This is a genomic window from Thioalkalivibrio sp. ALE20, assembly GCF_000381405.1.
In the GTDB taxonomy this organism is placed as follows: domain Bacteria; phylum Pseudomonadota; class Gammaproteobacteria; order Ectothiorhodospirales; family Ectothiorhodospiraceae; genus Thioalkalivibrio.
In genome coordinates this window covers 51,172-70,243 of sequence record NZ_KB906473.1, presented here as the reverse complement: position 1 = coordinate 70,243, position 19,072 = coordinate 51,172, and the positions used below count along the sequence as shown (strand labels likewise).

The following is a 19,072-nucleotide window of genomic DNA, read 5'->3' as shown; positions in this document are numbered from 1 at the left end:
ACGCCCCGGCGGGTCGGCACCGATGCGCGGACCTGTCGCCCTGAGCGTGGCCGGGCTGGCCCTTCTGGCGCTGGCCTGGGTCGCGCTGAGCGGGGCCTTTCAGGGCCTGGCCAAAGACTTCGAGGGTCCGGGCAGCACCGAGGTGGAGATCCCGCGCGCCGGTGACTATCGCCTGTGGCTGTACACCCGGACCTACCTCGACGGGACCTTCCGCGAGTTCCCCGAGCAACTTCCGGACGGAACCCGGGTCGTCGCCCGGACGCCGGACGGGGACGAAGCCATCCGGCTGCAGTCATCGCGGGCCACCCTGACGTACACCTCCGGACAGACCGAACGGGTAGCCCTGGGACGCTTCCACTTCCCGGAACCGGGGACGTACACGATCCTCGCGGAAGGGATGGAAGACGCGCATGCCTTCACCCTCCGCGAGGTGCGCTTCCTCGAGCACGCCCGGCGTGCCGCCCTGTTCGGGATCCCCGGCGTGGTGATGTTCCTCGCGGGTATCGTCCGGGGCATCGTGGTCGCCACTTCCGGACGCCGCGACGAGGAACCCGGTTCGTGACGCCCGCTGACGCCCCCCGGCCATGCACCTGATCGACGCGCTGGCGGCCACGCCCGCCGGGCTGGCCGTGCTGTTCGTGGTCCTGGGCCTGATCACCGGCATCCCGGCCGGGCTGTTCGGGATCGGTGGCGGGCTGGTGCTGGTGCCGGTGTTCGTCGCGGTCTTCACCGTACTGGGCTTTCCCGAGGCGGGGCTGGTGCAGCTGGCGGTGGGCTCGTCACTGGGGGCGATCATCCCCACCGCGCTGCTGTCGGCGCGGGCCCACCACCGCCGTGGCGGGGTGGACGGCCAGGCCGTGCGCCGGCTGCTGCCGGGGATCATCGGCGGGGCCCTGCTGGGCGCCGGCCTGGCCACCCAGCTCGACAGCGACCACCTCGGGCGGATCTTCGGCGCCTTCGAGGTCGCGATCGGTCTCTGGATGCTGTTCAACGTTCAACCGCCCCGCAAGCCAGTCCCGCGCCGCGGCGTGTGGCTGGGCGGGGGCGGCCTGATCGGTGCGGTATCCGCACTGATCGGGATCGGCGGCGGCACCCTGACCACCCCCTTCCTGGTCAGCCAGGGGCTGGAACTGCGCCGCGCCATCGGTTCGGCCGCGGCCCTCGGGGTGCCCATCTCCATCGGCGCGACCCTGGTGTTTGCCCTGCCGCAATGGACCGCCGGCGAGCCGGCCACCCCGGAATGGAGCCTGGGGTATCTCTACCTGCCGGCCATTGCCGGGGTGGTCGCGGGTACCGCCATCAGCGTACGCGCCGGGGTCTGGCTGGCGCACCATCTGCCGGTCGCGGTGCTGCGCCGCGGCTTCGCCGGGGTCCTGATCCTCGCCGGCCTGCTGATGCTTCTGCGCTGACTCCGGCCCGGCAGTGCGGGGATCCGCAACCGCAGGGGGCGGCGCTCCCGCGCCGCATCGCGCAGGGGGCTGCGCTCCCACAAGGGGTGGGGCACCCCGGACTGCAGGAGGCCAGCCCTCTGACCGATTCAGGCGTCGGTCAGCGCGCGCTCGATCACGTCACGCAGGTCGCGCGAGGTTTCGAGGGCGGCAAGGCGCTCGAGTTCCGCGCGCATCTGCTCGCCGCGCGCCGGATCCACCTTGCGCCAGCGGGTCAGCGGCTGCACCAGACGCGCGGCGGTCTGCGGGTTCATCCTGTCCAGCTTCTCCACGAAGCCGGCAATGCGGTGATAGCCCTCGCCGTCGGCCTGGTGGAAATGGCGTTCGTTGCGGGCCATGAACGGGCCCAGCACCGCACGCACGCGGTTGGGGTTGGACCAGCGGAACCCGGGATGCTGCAGCAGGTACTCCAGGCGGTCGAAGCCGCCCGGCACCTGGCTGGCCGCCTGCAGGCCGAAGTACTTGTCCAGCACCAGCGGGTCGTCGTGGTAGCGCCGCTCGAAGTCGGCCAGCAGCAGGCCCCGAGCCTCATGGTTCAGGTCGTTGATGGCGTTCAACGCCCCCATGCGCATGGTCTGGCTGCGGGCCTTGCGGTACTGCTCAAGCACCTCGGGCACCGCGGATTCGTCGCCGGCCGCCACCCGCAGTGCCAGCAGGCGGTTGCGCAGGCGCCGCTGCCCCATGGCATCGGCGGTGAACGCGCCGTTGTCGATGTCGTCCAGCTTCGGCTGGCGGTCACGCAGCCGGTCCGCCAGCGGGGCGTACAGCCGCGCCTCCAGGGCATCACGTTCGGCCCGCAGGCGCACCGGGTCCACGCAGTCGAACAGCTCCGCCAGCTCGCGCGGCGGCGGCAGCTGGAGGATCGTGGCCAGCAGCACGGGCTCGATCGCCGGATCCTCCAGCAGGGCCGCCAGGGCGTGCTGGATCTCCGCCTCCAGCACCGGGTCGGCGGCGTCATCCTCGATGCGCGCCCGGATCGCACGCCGCATGAGGGTCTGCGCCGCTTCCCAGCGGCTGAAGGCATCGTCGTCATGGGCCAGCAGGTGGGCGAGAGTCGTCGCGCTCTGGTTGGCCTCCAGGATCACCGGCGCGGAGAAACCGCGCAGCCAGGACACGGCCTGCGGGGTCGCCGAGAGCTCGTCGAAATGGAAACTGCGCTCCGAGCGGTCGAGCTCCAGCACCCATTCATCCTGTTCCGGGCCGCCCTCCAGGCGCCCGCGGATGCGCCGCCCGTCGGCATCCAGCATCGCCACCCGTACCGGGATGACCACCGGCTCCTTGTGTTCCTGACCCGGCGTCGGCGGGGTGTACTGCCCCAGGCTGATACGGAACTCGCCGGTGGAGCCATCCTGCGCGGTGGCGGCAGTCACGTGCGGGGTTCCGGCCTGGGTGTACCAGCGCTTGAACGCCGTGAGGTCGCGCCCGCTGACCTCGGCCATCACGGCCACGAAGTCGTCGGTGGTGACCGCCTGACCGTCGAAGCGCTCGAAATAGACATCCAGCCCGCGGCGGAAGGTCTCGCGCCCGATCAGGGTGCGCAGCATGCGGATCAGCTCCGCGCCCTTCTCGTACACCGTCAGGGTGTAGAAGTTGTTGATCTCGGCGTAATGATCCGGGCGCACCGGGTGCGCCAGCGGACCGGCGTCCTCGGGGAACTGATGGGCACGCAGCAGCGAGACATCGTCGATGCGCTTGACCCCGAACAGCGTGCAGTCGGTGGTGAACTCCTGGTCGCGGAAGACCGTAAGCCCTTCCTTGAGCGACAGCTGGAACCAGTCGCGGCAGGTCACGCGGTTGCCGGACCAGTTGTGGAAATACTCGTGGGCGATCACCGACTCGATGGCGACAAAGTCGTCGTCGGTGGCGGTGTCGGCGCTGGCCAGCACGAACTTGGCGTTGAACAGGTTCAGCCCCTTGTTCTCCATCGCCCCCATGTTGAAGTCGTCCACCGCGACGATCATGTACACGTCCAGATCGTATTCGCGGCCGAAGGCCTCCTCGTCATAGCGCATCGCCCTCTTCAGCGAGGCCAGCGCGTGATCGCAGCGATCGGCGTTGTGCGCCTCCACATAAAGCTCCAGCGCCACCTCGCGCCCGGACATGGTGGTGAAGGTGTCGCGCTGACAGGCCAGATCCCCGGCGACCAGCGCAAACAGGTACGACGGCTTGGGGAACGGGTCCTCCCACACCGCGTAGTGACGCCCGCCGTCCAGCTCGCCGGCCTCCACGCGGTTGCCGTTGGCCAGCAGCACCGGGTACTGCGACCGGTCCGCCTCCAGGCGCACGCGGTAGGTCGTCAGCACATCCGGGCGATCGGGGAAGAACGTGATGCGGCGAAAGCCCTCCGGCTCGCACTGGGTGCACAGGTTTCCGCTGGAGGCGTACAGGCCTTCCAGCGCGGTGTTCTGCTCCGGGTGACAGCGGCTGACGATCTCCAGCCGCGCCGCCTCCGGCAGGCCGTGCAGCAGCAGGCCGTCGGCGTCTTCTTCCAGCATGCCCTCGCCCGGCTCGGCGCCATCCACCGTCAGCGACACCAGCTCCACGCCATCCCCGTACAGCCGCAGCGGCGCCCCCGGCTCCGCCGCCTGCGGGTTGCGGCGCACCGCCATGCGCGTCGTCACCTCGGTGGTCGCCGCCGCCAGATCGAAATCCAGCTCCAGGTTCTCCACCTCGAACGCCGGCGACTGGTACTCGCTCAGATAGACCGGCTGGGGGTTCGCATCACGCATTCCAGACTCCAGATCAAAAACATTGCCAGTGGTTTAACACGCCGCCGCTGCATCCACTCCAAACCCGGACGCCAGCGCCGTCATTGTAACGGCCGGGTTTCCGCAATGACGGAGCCGGGGAACTGGCACTGTGCGTCCAATCCGTTAGCATACCGCGCATGGAATGGATCGATATCTGCTTCAACCTGACCCACGAATCCTTCAACAAGGAACGCGACGAGGTGCTCGAGCGCGCGCGCGAGGCCGGCGTGTCCTGGATGCTGATCACCGGCGCCGACGCCCACCAGAGCGAGAAGTGCCTGAAGATCGCCGACCAGTACCCGGACTGCTGCCGCGCCACCCTGGGCGTGCATCCGCACCTGGCAAAACAGTGGACCGACGCGACCGCCGCGCGGTTCAGTGACCTCGCCCGCGCGGACGCCAACGTCGTCGCCATGGGCGAGATGGGGCTGGACTACAACCGTGACCACTCGCCGCGCCCGCAGCAGCGCATCGCCTTCGAGGCCCAGCTGGAACTGGCCGCCGATCTCGGCCTGCCGGTGTTCCTGCACGAGCGCGACGCCCACCACGACTTCGCCCAGATCCTGCGCCGCTGGCGCGACAAGGTGCCGGCCGCCGTGGTGCACTGCTTCACCGGCGAGGCCGACGCTCTGGCCGAATACCTCGACCTCGACTGCCACATCGGCATCACCGGGTGGGTCTGCGACGAGCGCCGCGGCAAGCACCTGCACCCGCTGGTGCCGACCATCCCGCGCGGTCGCCTGATGATCGAGACCGACGCCCCCTACCTCCTGCCGCGCACCCTGCCCAAGGGCACCGGCAAGAAGATCGGCAACGGCCGGCGCAACGAGCCCGCCTTCCTCCCCCACATCGGCGAATTCGTGGCCCAGCTGCGCGACGAGACCCCGGAAGACCTCGCCGCCCACACCACCGCCACCGCCCGCGCCTTCTACAACCTCCCGCCGGCATCAGGCGAGTAACACGGTGAGAGCATCCACCCGGCCAGCTGGTGACAGGAAACACAGCCAGGAAAAAGTTATAAAACAGCACCCCCTCAGGGAAGAGGAGCCGACATGACCCGGGAAGACGAAACCCCGATCGTCATCTACGAAGATGATGCCGACCACATCGTGGAAGTCCGACTGGACACCGGACGCGATACCGTTTGGTTGACGCAGCGGCAGATGGCCGAGCTCTTCGACACCTCAACCGACAACGTCGGTCTGCATCTGAAGAACATCTACAAAGACGACGAACTCGATGAACCGTCAACTACCGAGGATTCCTCGGTACTTCGACAGGAAGGCGCTCGCCAGGTCTCACGACGCATCAAGCACTACAACCTCGACGCCATCATCTCGGTCGGCTACCGGGTCAACTCCCGCCGTGCTGTGCGCTTCCGCCAATGGGCCACTCGCGTACTGCGCGAACACCTGACGCGCGGCTGGACCCTCAACCGCCAGCGATTCGAAACCAACGCCCGCGAACTCGAAGCGGCACTGGAGCTGGTGCGCCGTACCGCCCGCAGCCCGGGACCCGGCGTGGAAGCCGGTCGCGGGCTGGTCGACATCGTGACCCGCTACGCCCAGACTTTCCTCCTGCTGCAGCGCTACGACGAAGGCCTCCTGACCGAACCCGGAGCCGAAACCGGAGGCACACTTCCAACCCCCGAAGAGGCGCGCGGCGCCCTCGCCACGCTCAAGAAAGACCTTGTCGCAAAGAAACAGGCAACCGAACTCTTCGCCCAGGAACGCGGAGACGGCTTCGAGTCGCTACTGGGCAACCTGGACCAGTCCGTATTCGGCGAACCGGCCTACCCTACGGTCGAGTCCAGGGCTGCGCACCTGCTGTATTTCGTGATCAAGAACCACCCGTTCTCCGACGGCAACAAACGCAGCGCTGCCTACCTGTTCGTCGACTTCCTGCATCGGAATCACCGTCTCATCAGCCCAGCCGGCGAGCCCGTGATCAACGATGTTGGCCTGACCGCCCTGACCCTGCTGGTGGCGGAATCCGACCCCGACAACAAGGAAACGATGATCCGCCTGATCATGAACATGCTCGCGCACGAGACCGACCCCGCATGACTCACGTCGCCACGCGTAGCACCCTATCCGTGGGCAGCAAGGCTGACCGGTGACTTTCCATGGCTGAGCACACACCCCATCAAAGTCACTCTCGGGTCGCGCTGGTCACCGGCGCGGCGCGCGGGATCGGGCTCGGGATCGCCGAGCACCTGGTGCGGGGTGGCTGGCAGGTGGTGCTGGCCGATATCGACGGCCCCGAATGCGAACGGGCCGCCACGCGCCTGGGCCCCGCCGCCCGCGCCATCGCGCTGGATGTCCGCGACGAGGAACAGGTCCGCGAGGCCATCCGGCGCACGGAGGAATGGCACGGCGGCCTGGATGCCCTGGTGAACAACGCCGGCATCAGCGACCCGCACTCCGGTCCACTGGAAGGGCTGGACCTGGCCGACTGGCAGCGCTGGCTGGATACCAGCCTGACCGGCGCTTTCCTGCTCGCCAAGCACGCCCTGCCCCTGCTGCGCCGCCGCCGGGGCGCCATCGTCAACATCAGCTCCACCCGCGCGCTGCAGTCCGAGCCGGACACCGAGGCCTACGCCGCCAGCAAGGGCGGACTGGACGCCTTCACCCACGCGCTGGCCGTCAGCGCCGGCCCGGAAGTCCGCGTCAACGCCATCCGCCCCGGCTGGATCGACACCCGCGGCCCCGGCCAGCAACAGGCCGAGCCGCTGTCCGCACAGGACCACACCCAGCATCCGGCCGGGCGCGTCGGCCAGCCCGGCGACATCGCCGCCCTCACCGCCTTCCTGCTCGGCCCGGATTCCGGCTTCGTCACCGGCCAGATCTGGACCGCCGACGGCGGCATGACCCGGCGCATGCTCTACCACGACTAACGCCCCTGGATCGCCACTGGCCGCCACACATCACGCACCGGCTCCGCCGCGGAACGGGAGACCCCTCCGCAAACCCTTTCCCGGACAGTGCGAGGCCTGCGCCTACTCGTCGACGAAAGGGATACCCTCCGCCTCGAAAAAATCGGCGAGAAACGCTTTCAGCGCCTGGTCGCGACAGGCATACCAGTCCTGGTCGGTCCCCCTGTCATGGATCAGGTCCTTGAACCGGCGGAACGCACCGCGACCCCGGATGGCCTCCAGCAGTTCGGAGCGCAGGTCCGGATCTTCCTGCAGACGGCAGAACTGATCCATCACCCCGTACTCGTCAAAATCGAACGGGTCGGGAAGCCGCACATAGTCATCCGAAGCATGTACGGCCCGTACCGTGTGCAGCACCTCCTGCTGCCACTCCGGAAGCTCCTCCGGATCTTCCTCGGCCAGGATCTCGTCTTCATCGCTGAAGCCCACCACCTCACCGGTCGCCCGCTGGACATAGGTCTGCCAGCCATCCGTTAGCGGATCCATCTGTTCCAGGACATCCTTCAACACCACCGGGAGCGGCATCGCGACCTCCTCTGCACAGCAGTCCACATCGTCTTCACGCGACCGGCCGCAGCGGATTTTAGCGGTTGCCGGGCTGACAGGCGAGCAGGCGCTGCTGCACCACATCGGCGACCACCCGCAGGGCGGCGTCGCGGGTGTCGTGGACCTGCACGGTGGCGCGTACGGCGGGGTCCACGGGCTCGCCGAGGGCGACTTCTGGATCGACCTCGGGCGTGTGCGCGGGGCACCCGTCGAGCCAGGCGGGGTGGTACTCGCAGCCCGGTTCGGCGGGGAACAGCGCGGCATAGGCGATCCGCGCCTCCACCAGGTCCTGGAAGAAGTGGCTGCCGAATGAGAGGTCGGGGACGATGCCGGCGTCGGAGTCGGCTACCTCCACCAGCATGCGCACGCGGTCGATGTCGGCGAAGCGCACGGGCACGCCCAGTTCGGGGGTGCTGGTGCCCCAGCGGCCGGGGCCGACCAGGAGCGTGGCACAGTCTTCGGGACGGGCGTACTGGCGGTTGAGGGCACCGACCAGGCGGGCCACGGCGTATTTCTGCGGGCGGGGCAACACGGCGTAGCGTGCGCCGTCCACGCGGATGACGCGATCGATGGCGAGGTCCAGATTGCCGCCCATGAAGCGGCCGTCACTGGCGAAAAACAGGCGCTGCGGGTCAACCCCGTCCGGCAGTTCCACCGGCCGGTCGCTGCCCAGGGTGGCGAGCGGCCGGCACTGCACCAGGTTCACGCCGGCGTTGCCGTCGGCGTCGAGATGCACGGTGAACTCGACGTCCACCGGGTGGGCATAGGCGGCCTCCAGGGTCTTGAGCAGGTCGCGCATCAGCGGGGCGAAGCCGGTGCGCTGCAGCAGCGGGGTGAAGGTCACCCGCCACAGGCGCTCGTCGCGCCCCTGCTCGCGGGCGCGGCGGCCGGCCTCGCGGTCGATCTCGCCGAGCAGGTTCAGCGGCAGGTCCGGTGCGGTCCCGGCCAGTTGCTGGACGGGCACGGCAGCCTCGCGGTTGGCCTCGATGTCGAGCACATCGGCGGCGTGCTGCGAGTAGCGGTACAACTCGTCCCGGCTGTGAAACGGCCGCCGCTCGGGCCGGTCCAGCGCGACCACGCAGGCATGGTCGCGCGCGACCCGGTCGACCGCGCGGGTACCCAGCCCCAGCACCAGGCGCAGCATCCCGGCGGACGGATCCAGCGCGCCGTCCCAGACGAAGGTGTTCCACGAGACCCCGACCCCGGCGGCCTCCGGCAGGTAATAGCGCCCGTGGTAGCGGCCGTTGACCCGCTGCAGCAGCAGCGCCATGGGTTCTTCCTGATCCATCAGGCCGCGCTGGTGGCGATAGCTCAGCGCGTCGTCGCTCATGGTCGAGGCATAGACCCGGCGGATGGCGTCCTCCAGCTGCGCCAGACGCTCGCCCGGACTGCCCTGGTTCACGCAGAACACGCTCTCGTACTTGCCGGCAAAGGCGTTGCCGAAGCCGTCTTCCAGCAGGCTGCTGGAACGCACCAGGATCGGGTACTGACCATAGTGGTCGAGTACCCGCTCCAGTTCGCGGCGCACCTCCGGCGGGATCTCGCCGTGCAGCATGTCCTCGCGCAGGCCGTGCGCCTCGTCGAAATAGCCCTCCGCGGTGCGCTGGCGCATCAGCCGCGGCCACCAGCCGTTGTGCACCAGATAGGCGTAGTACACGTCCGCGCCGATGAAGTGCGAGTCGTGGGGCTCCAGCACCCGCCCCCAGCGCTGCGGGTCCTGCGCCAGCAGGATGCGCCGCGCCAGCAACATGCCCGCGGCCTTGCCGCCGATGTAGCCGCTGCCGACCATGCGGCTGCGGATCGCCAGCAGCTCCTCCAGACCGAGGTGGCGCCGCGCCAGTTCCAGCATGCGCTCGTCGCGGCCGATCAGCACCCGCAGGATCTCGTCCTGTACCCGGGCGCGGTCGACCGCCGGCGTCCCCTCCGCCAGCGCGTCGGAGGCGGCGAGGAACAGGCGATCCCAGTAGTCCAGCAGCTGCCGCCCGTGCTGCTGCCCGGGACGCTGTTCCTCCAGCAAGGCCTGCAGCCGCGTGGCCTCGCTGCTGTCCACCACCGGCTCGAACTGCGTGCCGCGCTGGCGGTGTGGCAGGAACATGGTCGGCGAGCTGCGCTGCCATACCTTCACCGGCTGCACGTGCACCGCCTCGCCGGCGCGGCGCACGTCGATCAGCACCTGCGTGGTCTCGCGGATGCGCGACAGCGTGGTATGCGAATGGCTGTGCGGATGCAGCGCGAACCAGGCCACCGTGTCCATCTCGTACAGGTACGGGCAGATGGCGCGGAAGAAGTTGCCCACCATGTGATCGGTGGCCCAGGCATCCAGCAGATCCGACAGGCAGTCGCACAGATAGAACGCGCCGCGCCCGTACTCGGTGACCAGGCGGAAGACGTGGCGGGTGAACGGCTCGAAGCCGCGCAGGGCGTCGATGGCCACCACCTCGACCCCCGGGCCGGCCTCCACCAGCGGCGGGTGGGAGCCGAAGCGCAGATAGATGATGGAGCGGTCCTGGGCACGGGCCGCCGCCACGAACGGCTCGACGAAGCGCCGATAATCCTCGATCTCGTCGACCCGCCAGACCACGTTATCGCCGATGCGCAGCCCGTCGAGCACCCGGTCCAGGCCTTCCAGCCCGGTGGAGATGGCTTCCTGCTGCGCCTGCGGATCGATGGTCATGGTGCGCCCGTGCGGCCCGGGGAAATCCGGCTCAATGTACACGTTCGCCCTGCCCCGGCACCACGATACCCGCCAGCCCGGACTTGCCGTACGATGGAGGATCCGCTGCGGCGCCAGAAGACAGGAGATCGACCATGAAGACTTCGGTAATTCTCACACTGATCGGTCCGGATCGCCCGGGGCTGGTCAGCAAGGTGGCGGCCCGTGCGCACGAGGCCGGCGGTAACTGGCTGGAGAGCCGCATGGCGCAGCTGGCCGGGCAGTTCGCAGGGGTGGTGATGCTGGAGGCCGACACCGCAGGCGTCGACGCCCTGGAGACCGCGCTGCGGGAGCTGGAAGGCGAGGGTCTGCAGATCCACATCCAGCGGGGCGACGACCTGCCGGTGCCGGAGCCCGTCCCCGCGCGGCACAAGGTGCTGCTGGACCTGATGGGGCACGACCGGCCCGGTATCGTGCAGGACATCACCGCCGTGCTGTCGCGTCACGGCGTGGGCGTGGAGAACCTGGACACGGCCGTCGAGCCGGCCTCGATGACCGGCGAGCCGATGTTCCGTGCCCGCGCCCGCCTCGGGGTGCCCGAAGGCGTGGACCTGCACTCCCTGCAGGACGATCTGGAAGCCCTGGCCAACGAGCTGATGGTCGATCTCGAACTCCGCGATCCGGAGGCCGAAACGGCGGAAACCCCCTGAACAGGCCATCCCGGGTGATTCAGACCACCAGCCAGTAGCCGATGTAGACCAGCACCAGCAGGTACACTCCGCGCGGCAGCCATTCGGCCACGATCTCGCGACGCAGGGCCAGATGCCCGTCCAGCTCGCGGGCGCGGTACTGCAGCACCGAGGGCAGACGGCCGGCCGCCTCGCCGGAGGACAGCAGCCCGGGTTCGCGGTCGGGGTCCAGCAAGGCCTCGCGTCGCAGCGCCTCCACCAACGGCAGCCCCTCCGCACAGGCCGTCGCCGCCGTGTTCAGTCGCCGCCGGAGCTCGCCGGTTTCCGCCGCGGCCAGGCCCTGCAGGGCCTGATCCGCCGGCACACCGGCCCCGAGAACCAGCCCCAGATCCTGCAACAGCGCCTGCCGCCGGCCAGCCCCGGGCAGGCGCCCGGGCCGCAGCCACCAGCGGTGCCACACCTGCAGCAGGGGGCGCCAGAAACGAAACGCGGCCCAGACCAGCAACCCGGTCACCACCAGCGGCTGAAGTACGGCAAACAGGTAACCGGGGCCATCCAGCACGCCCCGGAACAGCGCCGGCAGGGGCGCGAGCACCAGCGCCACCACCCAGAGCAGCGCCGGCAGCAGCAACCGGGCACGGATCCGCCGTTCGGTGTTCTCCTCGCGATGCAGCCGGTCGGCCAGCAGTCGCAGGGCCCGGTCCAGCCGCCCGGCAACCTTCAGAGCTTTCAGCAGCGGCCGCTCTTCGGGGCGGACCCAGCCGGCTGTCTCCAGCGCGCGCACCGGGTCGGCGCGGCCGGCGGGCAGGCCCACCACCCCGCTGGCCCGCTGCCAGTCGACCCCTGCCTCCAGCAGGGTTGCCAGCTCGTCGAGGTGCTGCACGCGTTTCATTTCAGCGACGAAAGGCACCCGTATCCTGGATCACTGGGGTCATGCATGGCTCCCGGCCACATGGACAAGCCGCTCAGTATAACCCTCCACCGTGCTGCGTCATCCCTTGGGAAACGCCCGCCCCGCGGGCGGCGGATCTGGACATCCGTGCCTGTCGGGGCAGACTGGTGGGCCATTTTCGTCACGCCGATCCTGAACAGGAGTCTCCCATGAGCATGCAGGAACAGATCACCGCAAAACTGGAGGCGGAGTTCGAGCCGGTGCATCTGGCGGTAGAGAACGAGAGCCACATGCACAACGTGCCGCCGGGCTCGGAATCGCACTTCAAGGTGACCATCGTCTCCGAAGCCTTCCGCGATCAGAAGCTGGTCGCGCGCCATCGCATGGTGAACCGCACCCTGGCCGACGAACTCGCCGGCGGGATCCACGCGCTGGCACTGCATACCCTGGACCCGGATCAGTGGTTCGAGCGCGCGGGCAAGGTGGCCGATTCACCCCCGTGCGAGGGCGGTGACGGCGGCGCGAAGGCCTGATGTCCGTCGCCGAGATCCTGCGTGCCCGCCATGACGGGCCGGGGCTGATGGACCTGCTGGGACGGATCGAGGCGGCCCTCAATCCGGACGCGCCGGCACATGCCGGTGCCCTGGCCGACATCGACCCGGCCCTGGGCCCGGATACCCACGTGGTGCTGTGGCTGATCGACGGCTTCGCCGACGACTACCGGCGGCACACCCCCCTGATGCAGGCCGACCACCACGCCACGCTGGAGACGGTGTTCCCCAGCACCACGGCCACCGCGATCACCAGCATCCTTACCGGCCGGCACCCGGCGCACCACGGCCTGCTGGGCTGGCACACCCGGCTGGCCGAACCGGCGCGCACCCTGACGGTGCTGATGGCGGAGGAGCGCGGCGCCGACGACCAGCCCGCGCGGCTGGACCATCGCGAACTCGCCGCCCGGGTGCAGCCGGACCGGATCATCGACCGCCTCAGATGCCCCAGCACCTTCATCGGCCCGAAGTGGATCGGCCACGCCCCCTACAATCGGATGATGAGCGAGGGTGCGGGGTTTGTCGGCTTCGACGGCATCAGCGACCTGCCGGCGCGCGTGGCCGCCCACGTGCGTGCACACCCCGGGCCGCATTTCACCTACGTCTACTGGTCGGAGCTGGACCACCTCGGCCACGAATACGGTCCCGAAAGCCCCGAGGTGGAACACCACCTGAAGCAGCTGGATCTCGCCTACACCGCCACCTGCGCCCAGCTCGCCGGGACCGACGCGGTGATGCTGACCACCGCCGACCACGGCATGCGTCCGGTAGAACGCCGCCTCGACCTGCGCGAGGCCCCGGCGGTGCAGGACTGCCTGCGGCACCGCCTGACCGGCGAACCGCGCGCCGCGCTGGCCCATGTGCGCGAAGGCCGCGAGGCCGCGTTCGAGGCCGCCGTCGCGCAGGCCTTCGGCGACGATATCGCCCTGCTGCCGTGCGAGGCCTGGATGGCCGGCGACACCCCGGCTCCCACCCTCGGCCCCGGACCGGAACACCCGGAGCTGCGGGCCCGCGCCGGTGACTATCTCCTCCTGCCCGCAGCCGACGCCTACCTGGTGGACCCGCCGGCCGACGACGAGGGCCCGTTCTTCCGCGGCGCGCACGGCGGGCTCTCGCCCGAGGAACGCCGCATCCCGCTGTTCCTTCGGTCGCTGGCCAATTCCCGGTAAACTGGGGTGCGGACCCGCGGAGATGACCTCCCGGGCCCCAACGCCAACGCGAGCCCGATACAAGATGAACGAGACCGACAGCCCCGAAGAGAGCTACAACAACGCCGCGCGCCGCCTGATCGACCTGGCCAACCGCCTTGCCGAGGACGGCGACGCGGTCGACACCGGCGATGTCGCCGACGGTCTGCTGGCCGGCGCCGTGCACTTCTGGCTCTACAGCCGCCAGCCCTGCGGCGACGTGCGCTGCGAGGAATGCTCGCCGTTCTCCGATGCCGAGAGCCGCCTGGCCATGCTGCACGAGCTGGTCGACGAACTGGCCCGCGACAGCGAGTACTTCCACGCCAGCACCGACACCACCGTCGGCCACGCCTAGGGAAACGCTGATCAATGTCCACGTTCGCGCTCGAGTCGCTTTTGCGTGCGAACAAGGCGCGGCGACTGCCGTGCAGCATTCTGCACAAGGGAGTCGCAACGCCGTGCGCGCGCAAAAGCGGCCGAGCCCCTGCGGGGTTGGCACCCCAGGTTCCCCGATACTGCGTTGCGGCCCTTGCCGGTAGAACCACTACCGGCTGCGCACCGCGCCTTGTCTCGGAAAACCTGGGGTGCCAACGCGAGCGTGTACATTGATCAGTGTTTCCCTGGGGAAACGCCGATTAATGAGCACGCCCTTCGGGCCGGCGACCGATGCCTGGTTCCGCGAAGCCCTGGGCACCCCCACCGCGATCCAGAGCGCCGGCTGGCCGGTCATCCGCGAGGGCCGGCACGCCCTGCTGATCGCCCCCACCGGCAGCGGCAAGACCCTGGCGGCGTTCCTCGACGCGCTGGACCGGCGGATGGAGGAACAGCCCCCGGAATCGGCCCCGGAATGGGCCCCGGATCCGGAGCGCACCGCAGCCGAAATCACGCCCGGCTACCGCGTGCTGTATGTCTCGCCGCTGAAGGCGCTCGCGGCCGACGTGGAACGCAACCTGCGCGCGCCGCTGACCGGCATCACCCATACTGCCGCACGCCAGGGCCGGCCCGTCGTCACCCCGCGCGTGGACATCCGCACCGGCGACACGCCGCAGGCGGAGCGGCGGCGTCAGGCGCGCGAGCCGGGCGACATCCTGGTCACCACCCCGGAATCGCTTTACCTCCTGCTGGGTTCGCGCGCCGGCGCGACCCTGGAGACGGTGGACACGGTGATCGTCGACGAGGTGCATGCCCTGGCCGGCAGCAAGCGCGGGGCCCATCTGGCGCTGTCGCTGGAACGCCTGAGCGAACGCTGCGCGCGGGATCCGCAGCGCATCGGCCTGTCCGCCACGGTGCACCCGGTCGAGGTCGCACAACAGTTCCTCGGCGGCGACCGCGAGGTGCAGGTCGTGGATGCCGCCGAAGCGCCGCGGCTGGATCTGGAGATCGTCACTCCGGAGGAGACGGCGTCCGCCTCTGGAGCGCCGGGCGCGAACGCGGACGCGGACGCGGACGCGGACGAAGCCGACGATAAAACCCGCTCCGAAGCCCCGCCGATCGCCGGCGGCTCACTGCTGGGCCAGGCCTGGCAGCAGGGCGCGGGCCGGCAGGCAACGGGCAGCCCGCCCGGCCCGCCGGTCACCGGACCGCAGGGCGGGCGCGCGGCCAGTCTGGAGCCGCGCCTGCTGGAGGCCATCCTCGCGCATCGTTCGACCATTGTGTTCGTCAACAGCCGCGGCCTGTGCGAACGCCTGGTGCAGCGCATCAACGAGGCGTGGCGGGAGCGCTGCGACGAGGACACCCCGGAGGACCTGGTCGCCGCCCACCACGGCAGCGTATCGCATGGCCGGCGGGCCGAGATCGAGGGCCGGCTGAAGACCGGCCACCTGCGCGGGATCATCGCCACCAGCTCGCTGGAGCTGGGCATCGACATGGGGGCCGTGGATCTGGTGGTCATGGTCGAGTCGCCGGGTGCGGTGTCGCGCGGGCTGCAGCGGGCCGGACGCGCCGGCCACGGGGTCGGCCAGGTGTCGCGCTCGCTCATGCTGCCGCGCTATCGCGGCGATCTGCTGGAATGCGCGGTGATCGGCCAGCGCATGCACGCCGGGGCGCTGGAACCCCTGCAGATGCCCCGGCGCCCGCTGGACGTACTGGCCCAGCAGCTGGTGGCCATGGTCTGCGAGCAGCCGCGCACGGTGGACGAGCTGCACGCCGTGGTCACCCGGGCCGCACCATGGCGCGATCTCGGCCGCGGCCTGCTGGAGGCCACCCTGGACATGCTCGCCGGCAACCTGCCCGGGACCGAACTGGCGGATCTGCGCCCGTGGCTGGCCTGGGACCGCGCGCGCGACGAGCTGACCCCGCGGCGCGGCGCGGCCATGGCCGCACGCCTGAACGCCGGAACCATCCCCGATCGCGGGCTGTACGCGGTGCATGCCGGCGAAGGCGGCCCGCGCATCGGCGAACTGGACGAGGAGATGGTCTTCGAGCTGAAGACCGGCGAGAACCTGACCCTGGGCGCGAGCACCTGGCACGTGGAGGCGATCACCCGCGATCGCGTGCTGGTCTCGCCCGCCCCCGGCGAGGCCGGCAAGCTGCCGTTCTGGCACGGCGACGGCCCCGGCCGTCCGGTGGAACTGGGGCGCGCCATCGGCGCCGCCGCGGAGACCCTGGCGCGGCTGGAGCCGGCCGCGCGCAGCGACTGGCTCTGCCGCAACGCGCCGCTGTCGCCGGCCGCCGCCGACGAGCTCACGGAGTACATCGGCGAACAGATGGAGGCGGCCGGCGCGGTACCCTCCGACCGGCGCATCGTGGTGGAACGCTTCCGCGACGAACTGGGCGACTGGCGGGTGTGCATCCTGTCACCGTTCGGCGCGCGGGTGCACGCCCCGTGGGCCATGGCCCTGCAGGCGGAGCTGAGCGTCAGCGCCGAGGGCGAGGCCCAGGTGATGTACACCGACGACGGCATCGTGCTGCGCCTGGCGGATCGCGAGGATCTGCCGGATCCGGCGACGCTGTTCCCCGACCCGGACACGGTGGAGGAACTCGTCACCCGCGAGGCGGCCGGCTCCAGCCGCTTCGCCGCGCTGTTCCGCGAGAACGCCGCCCGCGCCCTGCTGCTGGTGCGCAACCGTCCCGGACAGCGCACCCCGCTGTGGGCCCAGCGCCTGAAGGCCCAGCAGCTGCTGGCCACGGTGCAGCAGCATGCGCAGTTCCCCGTGGTGCTGGAGACCTACCGCCAGCTGCTGGCGGACGTGTTCGACATGGAGGCCCTGCGCGACCTGCTGGAGCGGGTGCAGCAGCGCGAGATCCGGGTGCACGAGGTAGAGACGCCACGCGCCTCGCCGTTCGCCCGCAGCCTGGTCTCGGCGTGGGTGGCAGCGTGGATCTACGAGCAGGATGCCCCGGTGGCCGAACGCAAGGCGCAGGCGCTGACCCTGGACCGCGGGATGCTGGCGGAACTGCTGGGCCAGGCCGAACTGCGCGAGCTGATCGACCCCGGGGCCCTGGCGGCGCTGGAGGCCGAACTGGCCCGTACCGCGCCGGGCACCCGCGCCACCGACCCGGACGAACTGCACGACCTGCTGCGCCGCCTCGGCGACTGCAGCGAGGCGGAGCTGGCCGCGTCCTGCGAGGCGCCTCCCGGGCCGTGGCTGCAGCAGCTGCAGGACGGGCTGCGGGCGGTACGCGTGAACATCGGCGGCGAGCCGCGCTGGATCGCAGCGGAGGACGCCGCACTGTACCGCGATGCAGCGGGCGTGGTGCCCCCGCCGGGTCTGCCGGGCGGCTTTCTGCAAGCGCCGGCACGGCCGCTGGAACAGCTGCTGATCCGCTACGCCCGCAATCGCGGCCCGTTCCGCGCGGAGCAGCCCGCCGCCCGCTACGGTCTGCCGGAGGCCGCCGTGCGCCCGGTACTGGAGGCGCTGGAAGCGGCCGGGCGCCTGCTGCGCGGGGCGATCCGGCCCGGCGGCCACGGCGAGGAATGGTGCGATACCGACGTGCTGCGCCGGCTCAAGCGCCGCACCCTCGCGCAGCTGCGCGAGGAGGCCGCCGCGGTGGACGCCGGCACCCTGGGGCGTTTCCTGCCGCAGTGGCAGGGGGTTACCCGCCCGGGGCGCGGGACCGAGGCCCTGCACGAGGTGCTGGCGCAGCTGGAGGGCATCGCCCTGCCCTGGTCGGCCTGGACCGGACAGGTGCTGCCGATGCGGCTGCAGGACTTCTCGCTGGAACAGCTGGACCTGGCCACGGCCACCGGGGCCTTCGTCTGGGTCGGCTGCGGGGCACTGGGCCAGCGCGACGGGCGGGTGATGTTCCTGCGCCGGGAACAGGCCGGGGCGTTGCTGGAGCCAGCGGCTGCGGCGGCCGACGCGGACGCGGGGTCGGACGCATCGGCCGATGACGGCGCTTCCGGGATCGACGGCGACAGCGAGGCCCGCCTGAGGCGCGCGATCCTGGATGCCCTCGACCGGCGCGGGGCCTGTTTCTACATGGAACTGGAACGCGCGGCGCGCGAGGCGGTACCGGATGCCCCGGCGGCCGCCATCGAGGCGGCGCTGTGGGACTGCGTGTGGGCCGGCCTGATCACCAACGACACGGTGGCCCCGCTGCGCGGTCTCGGCCAGCGCGGGGGATCCGCCGCGACGCGCGGCCGCCGGGGGCCCGGACGCGGCGCCGGACGGGGTGCCGGCAGGGGTCCGGGACGGGGGCAGACGGGCATCGCCGGCGGACGCTGGTCGCGGGTGGGCGATCTGGTGGACCCGACCATCGAGATCACCGAACGCGCCCGCGACCGCACCGAGGTGCTGCTCGCGCGCTACGGCGTGGTCAGTCGCGAGATGGCGCGGGCGGAGGAGTCGCCGGGCGGGTTCGGGCGCATCTATCCCGTGTGCCGCGCGATGGAGGATGCCGGCAAGCTGCGACGCGGGCATTTCGTCGAGGGACTGACGGGGGCCCAGTTCGCGCGCGCCGGCGTGGTCGACCAACTGCGCTCGCTGGAGGGCTCCGGAGCCGACGGCAGTGAAGCCGGCGACGCGTGCTGGCTGGCGGCCGTGGACCCGGCCCAGCCCTGGGGCTCGCTGCTGGCCTGGCCCGAGCCACCCCCGGGTGCGCAGCGGCGGCTGCGTCGCGTCGCCGGGGCACTGGTCGCGCTGGTGGACGGGCGTCCGGCGATCTATCTCACGGCGTCCGGGCGGCAGCTGTTCATCTGGCCGGCCGATGTCACGCGCATCGAGCCGGCCGACTGGGAACACCGCATCGTCGGTGCTTTGCGCGGGCTGATGGCCGGGCCCTGGCTGCCACGTCGCCGGGGCATCACCGTGGAACAGATCAACGACCAGCCCGCCCGCCAGTCGCCATGGGCCGAATCCCTGCAGACCGCCGGGGCCCGTGGGGAGGTGCGCGGGCTGCGGCTGGAGCCGACCCGACCGGTGCGGTGATCCCGCTGGACCGGGGAGGCCGCGGCTCGACCCGGATCGGGTCCGAACCAGC

14 protein-coding genes are annotated in these 19,072 nt (G+C 70.6%); 10 read left to right on the top strand and 4 right to left on the bottom strand.

Annotation, left to right across the window (positions count from 1 at the left end; translation table 11 throughout):
• Positions 1 to 22 precede the first annotated feature (22 nt).
• Positions 23 to 562 (top strand): hypothetical protein, encoded by a 540-nt coding sequence (locus F790_RS0105845; RefSeq protein WP_019591090.1) that lies wholly within the window; start codon positions 23 to 25, stop codon positions 560 to 562.
• A 22-nt stretch (positions 563 to 584) separates the two neighbouring features.
• Positions 585 to 1,409, top strand: a complete 825-nt coding sequence (locus F790_RS0105840) for a sulfite exporter TauE/SafE family protein (protein WP_018870372.1) — start codon at positions 585 to 587, stop codon at positions 1,407 to 1,409.
• Between the two features lie 128 nt (positions 1,410 to 1,537).
• On the opposite strand, the gene pepN is transcribed toward F790_RS0105840, so the two are convergent.
• Entirely contained in the window at positions 1,538 to 4,177 is a 2,640-nt protein-coding gene (gene pepN / locus F790_RS0105835) for an aminopeptidase N (protein WP_019591089.1), read from the bottom strand.
• A 158-nt stretch (positions 4,178 to 4,335) separates the two neighbouring features.
• On the opposite strand from pepN, the gene F790_RS0105830 reads away from it, so the two are divergent.
• The 3 genes from F790_RS0105830 (at position 4,336) to F790_RS0105820 (ending at position 7,094) form a co-directional block, all read left to right on the top strand.
• Complete coding sequence (locus F790_RS0105830; protein ID WP_019591088.1) at positions 4,336 to 5,157, top strand: TatD family hydrolase; 822 nt, start codon at positions 4,336 to 4,338, stop codon at positions 5,155 to 5,157.
• Between the two features lie 93 nt (positions 5,158 to 5,250).
• Positions 5,251 to 6,264, top strand: coding sequence for a virulence protein RhuM/Fic/DOC family protein (gene rhuM, locus F790_RS0105825; RefSeq protein WP_019591087.1), 1,014 nt, complete (start codon positions 5,251 to 5,253; stop codon positions 6,262 to 6,264).
• Between the two features lie 59 nt (positions 6,265 to 6,323).
• Entirely contained in the window at positions 6,324 to 7,094 is a 771-nt protein-coding gene (locus tag F790_RS0105820; protein WP_019591086.1) for an SDR family oxidoreductase, read from the top strand.
• Positions 7,095 to 7,196: 102 nt separating this feature from the next.
• Here the strand turns inward: F790_RS0105820 and F790_RS0105815 are convergent, their stop codons facing one another.
• Together F790_RS0105815 and F790_RS0105810 are read right to left on the bottom strand one after the other, a co-directional pair.
• Positions 7,197 to 7,658 carry a UPF0158 family protein gene (locus tag F790_RS0105815; protein ID WP_019591085.1) on the bottom strand — a complete coding sequence of 154 codons (462 nt, stop codon included), beginning with the start codon at positions 7,656 to 7,658 and terminating at the stop codon, positions 7,197 to 7,199.
• Positions 7,659 to 7,716: 58 nt separating this feature from the next.
• Positions 7,717 to 10,353 (bottom strand): PEP/pyruvate-binding domain-containing protein, encoded by a 2,637-nt coding sequence (locus F790_RS0105810; protein ID WP_026332868.1) that lies wholly within the window; start codon positions 10,351 to 10,353, stop codon positions 7,717 to 7,719.
• Between the two features lie 134 nt (positions 10,354 to 10,487).
• Between F790_RS0105810 and F790_RS0105805 the strand changes: the two genes are divergently transcribed.
• Complete coding sequence (locus F790_RS0105805; protein ID WP_018870979.1) at positions 10,488 to 11,042, top strand: glycine cleavage system protein R; 555 nt, start codon at positions 10,488 to 10,490, stop codon at positions 11,040 to 11,042.
• 19 nt (positions 11,043 to 11,061) lie between these two features.
• Here F790_RS0105805 and F790_RS0105800 read toward each other — a convergent pair whose 3' ends face one another.
• Entirely contained in the window at positions 11,062 to 11,913 is an 852-nt protein-coding gene (locus tag F790_RS0105800) for a type II secretion system F family protein (RefSeq protein WP_019591083.1), read from the bottom strand.
• A 209-nt stretch (positions 11,914 to 12,122) separates the two neighbouring features.
• On the opposite strand from F790_RS0105800, the gene F790_RS0105795 reads away from it, so the two are divergent.
• The 4 genes from F790_RS0105795 (at position 12,123) to F790_RS0105780 (ending at position 19,020) form a co-directional block, all read left to right on the top strand.
• A complete protein-coding gene (locus F790_RS0105795; protein WP_018870981.1) occupies positions 12,123 to 12,446 on the top strand; it encodes a BolA family transcriptional regulator in 324 nt (107 codons plus the stop codon).
• Complete coding sequence (locus F790_RS0105790; protein WP_019591082.1) at positions 12,446 to 13,633, top strand: alkaline phosphatase family protein; 1,188 nt, start codon at positions 12,446 to 12,448, stop codon at positions 13,631 to 13,633. The genes F790_RS0105795 and F790_RS0105790 overlap by 1 nt, the downstream gene beginning before the upstream one ends.
• 64 nt (positions 13,634 to 13,697) lie before the next feature.
• A complete protein-coding gene (locus F790_RS0105785; RefSeq protein ID WP_018870983.1) occupies positions 13,698 to 14,006 on the top strand; it encodes a hypothetical protein in 309 nt (102 codons plus the stop codon).
• A 283-nt stretch (positions 14,007 to 14,289) separates the two neighbouring features.
• Positions 14,290 to 19,020, top strand: a complete 4,731-nt coding sequence (locus F790_RS0105780; RefSeq protein WP_019591081.1) for a DEAD/DEAH box helicase — start codon at positions 14,290 to 14,292, stop codon at positions 19,018 to 19,020.
• Positions 19,021 to 19,072 lie beyond the last annotated feature (52 nt).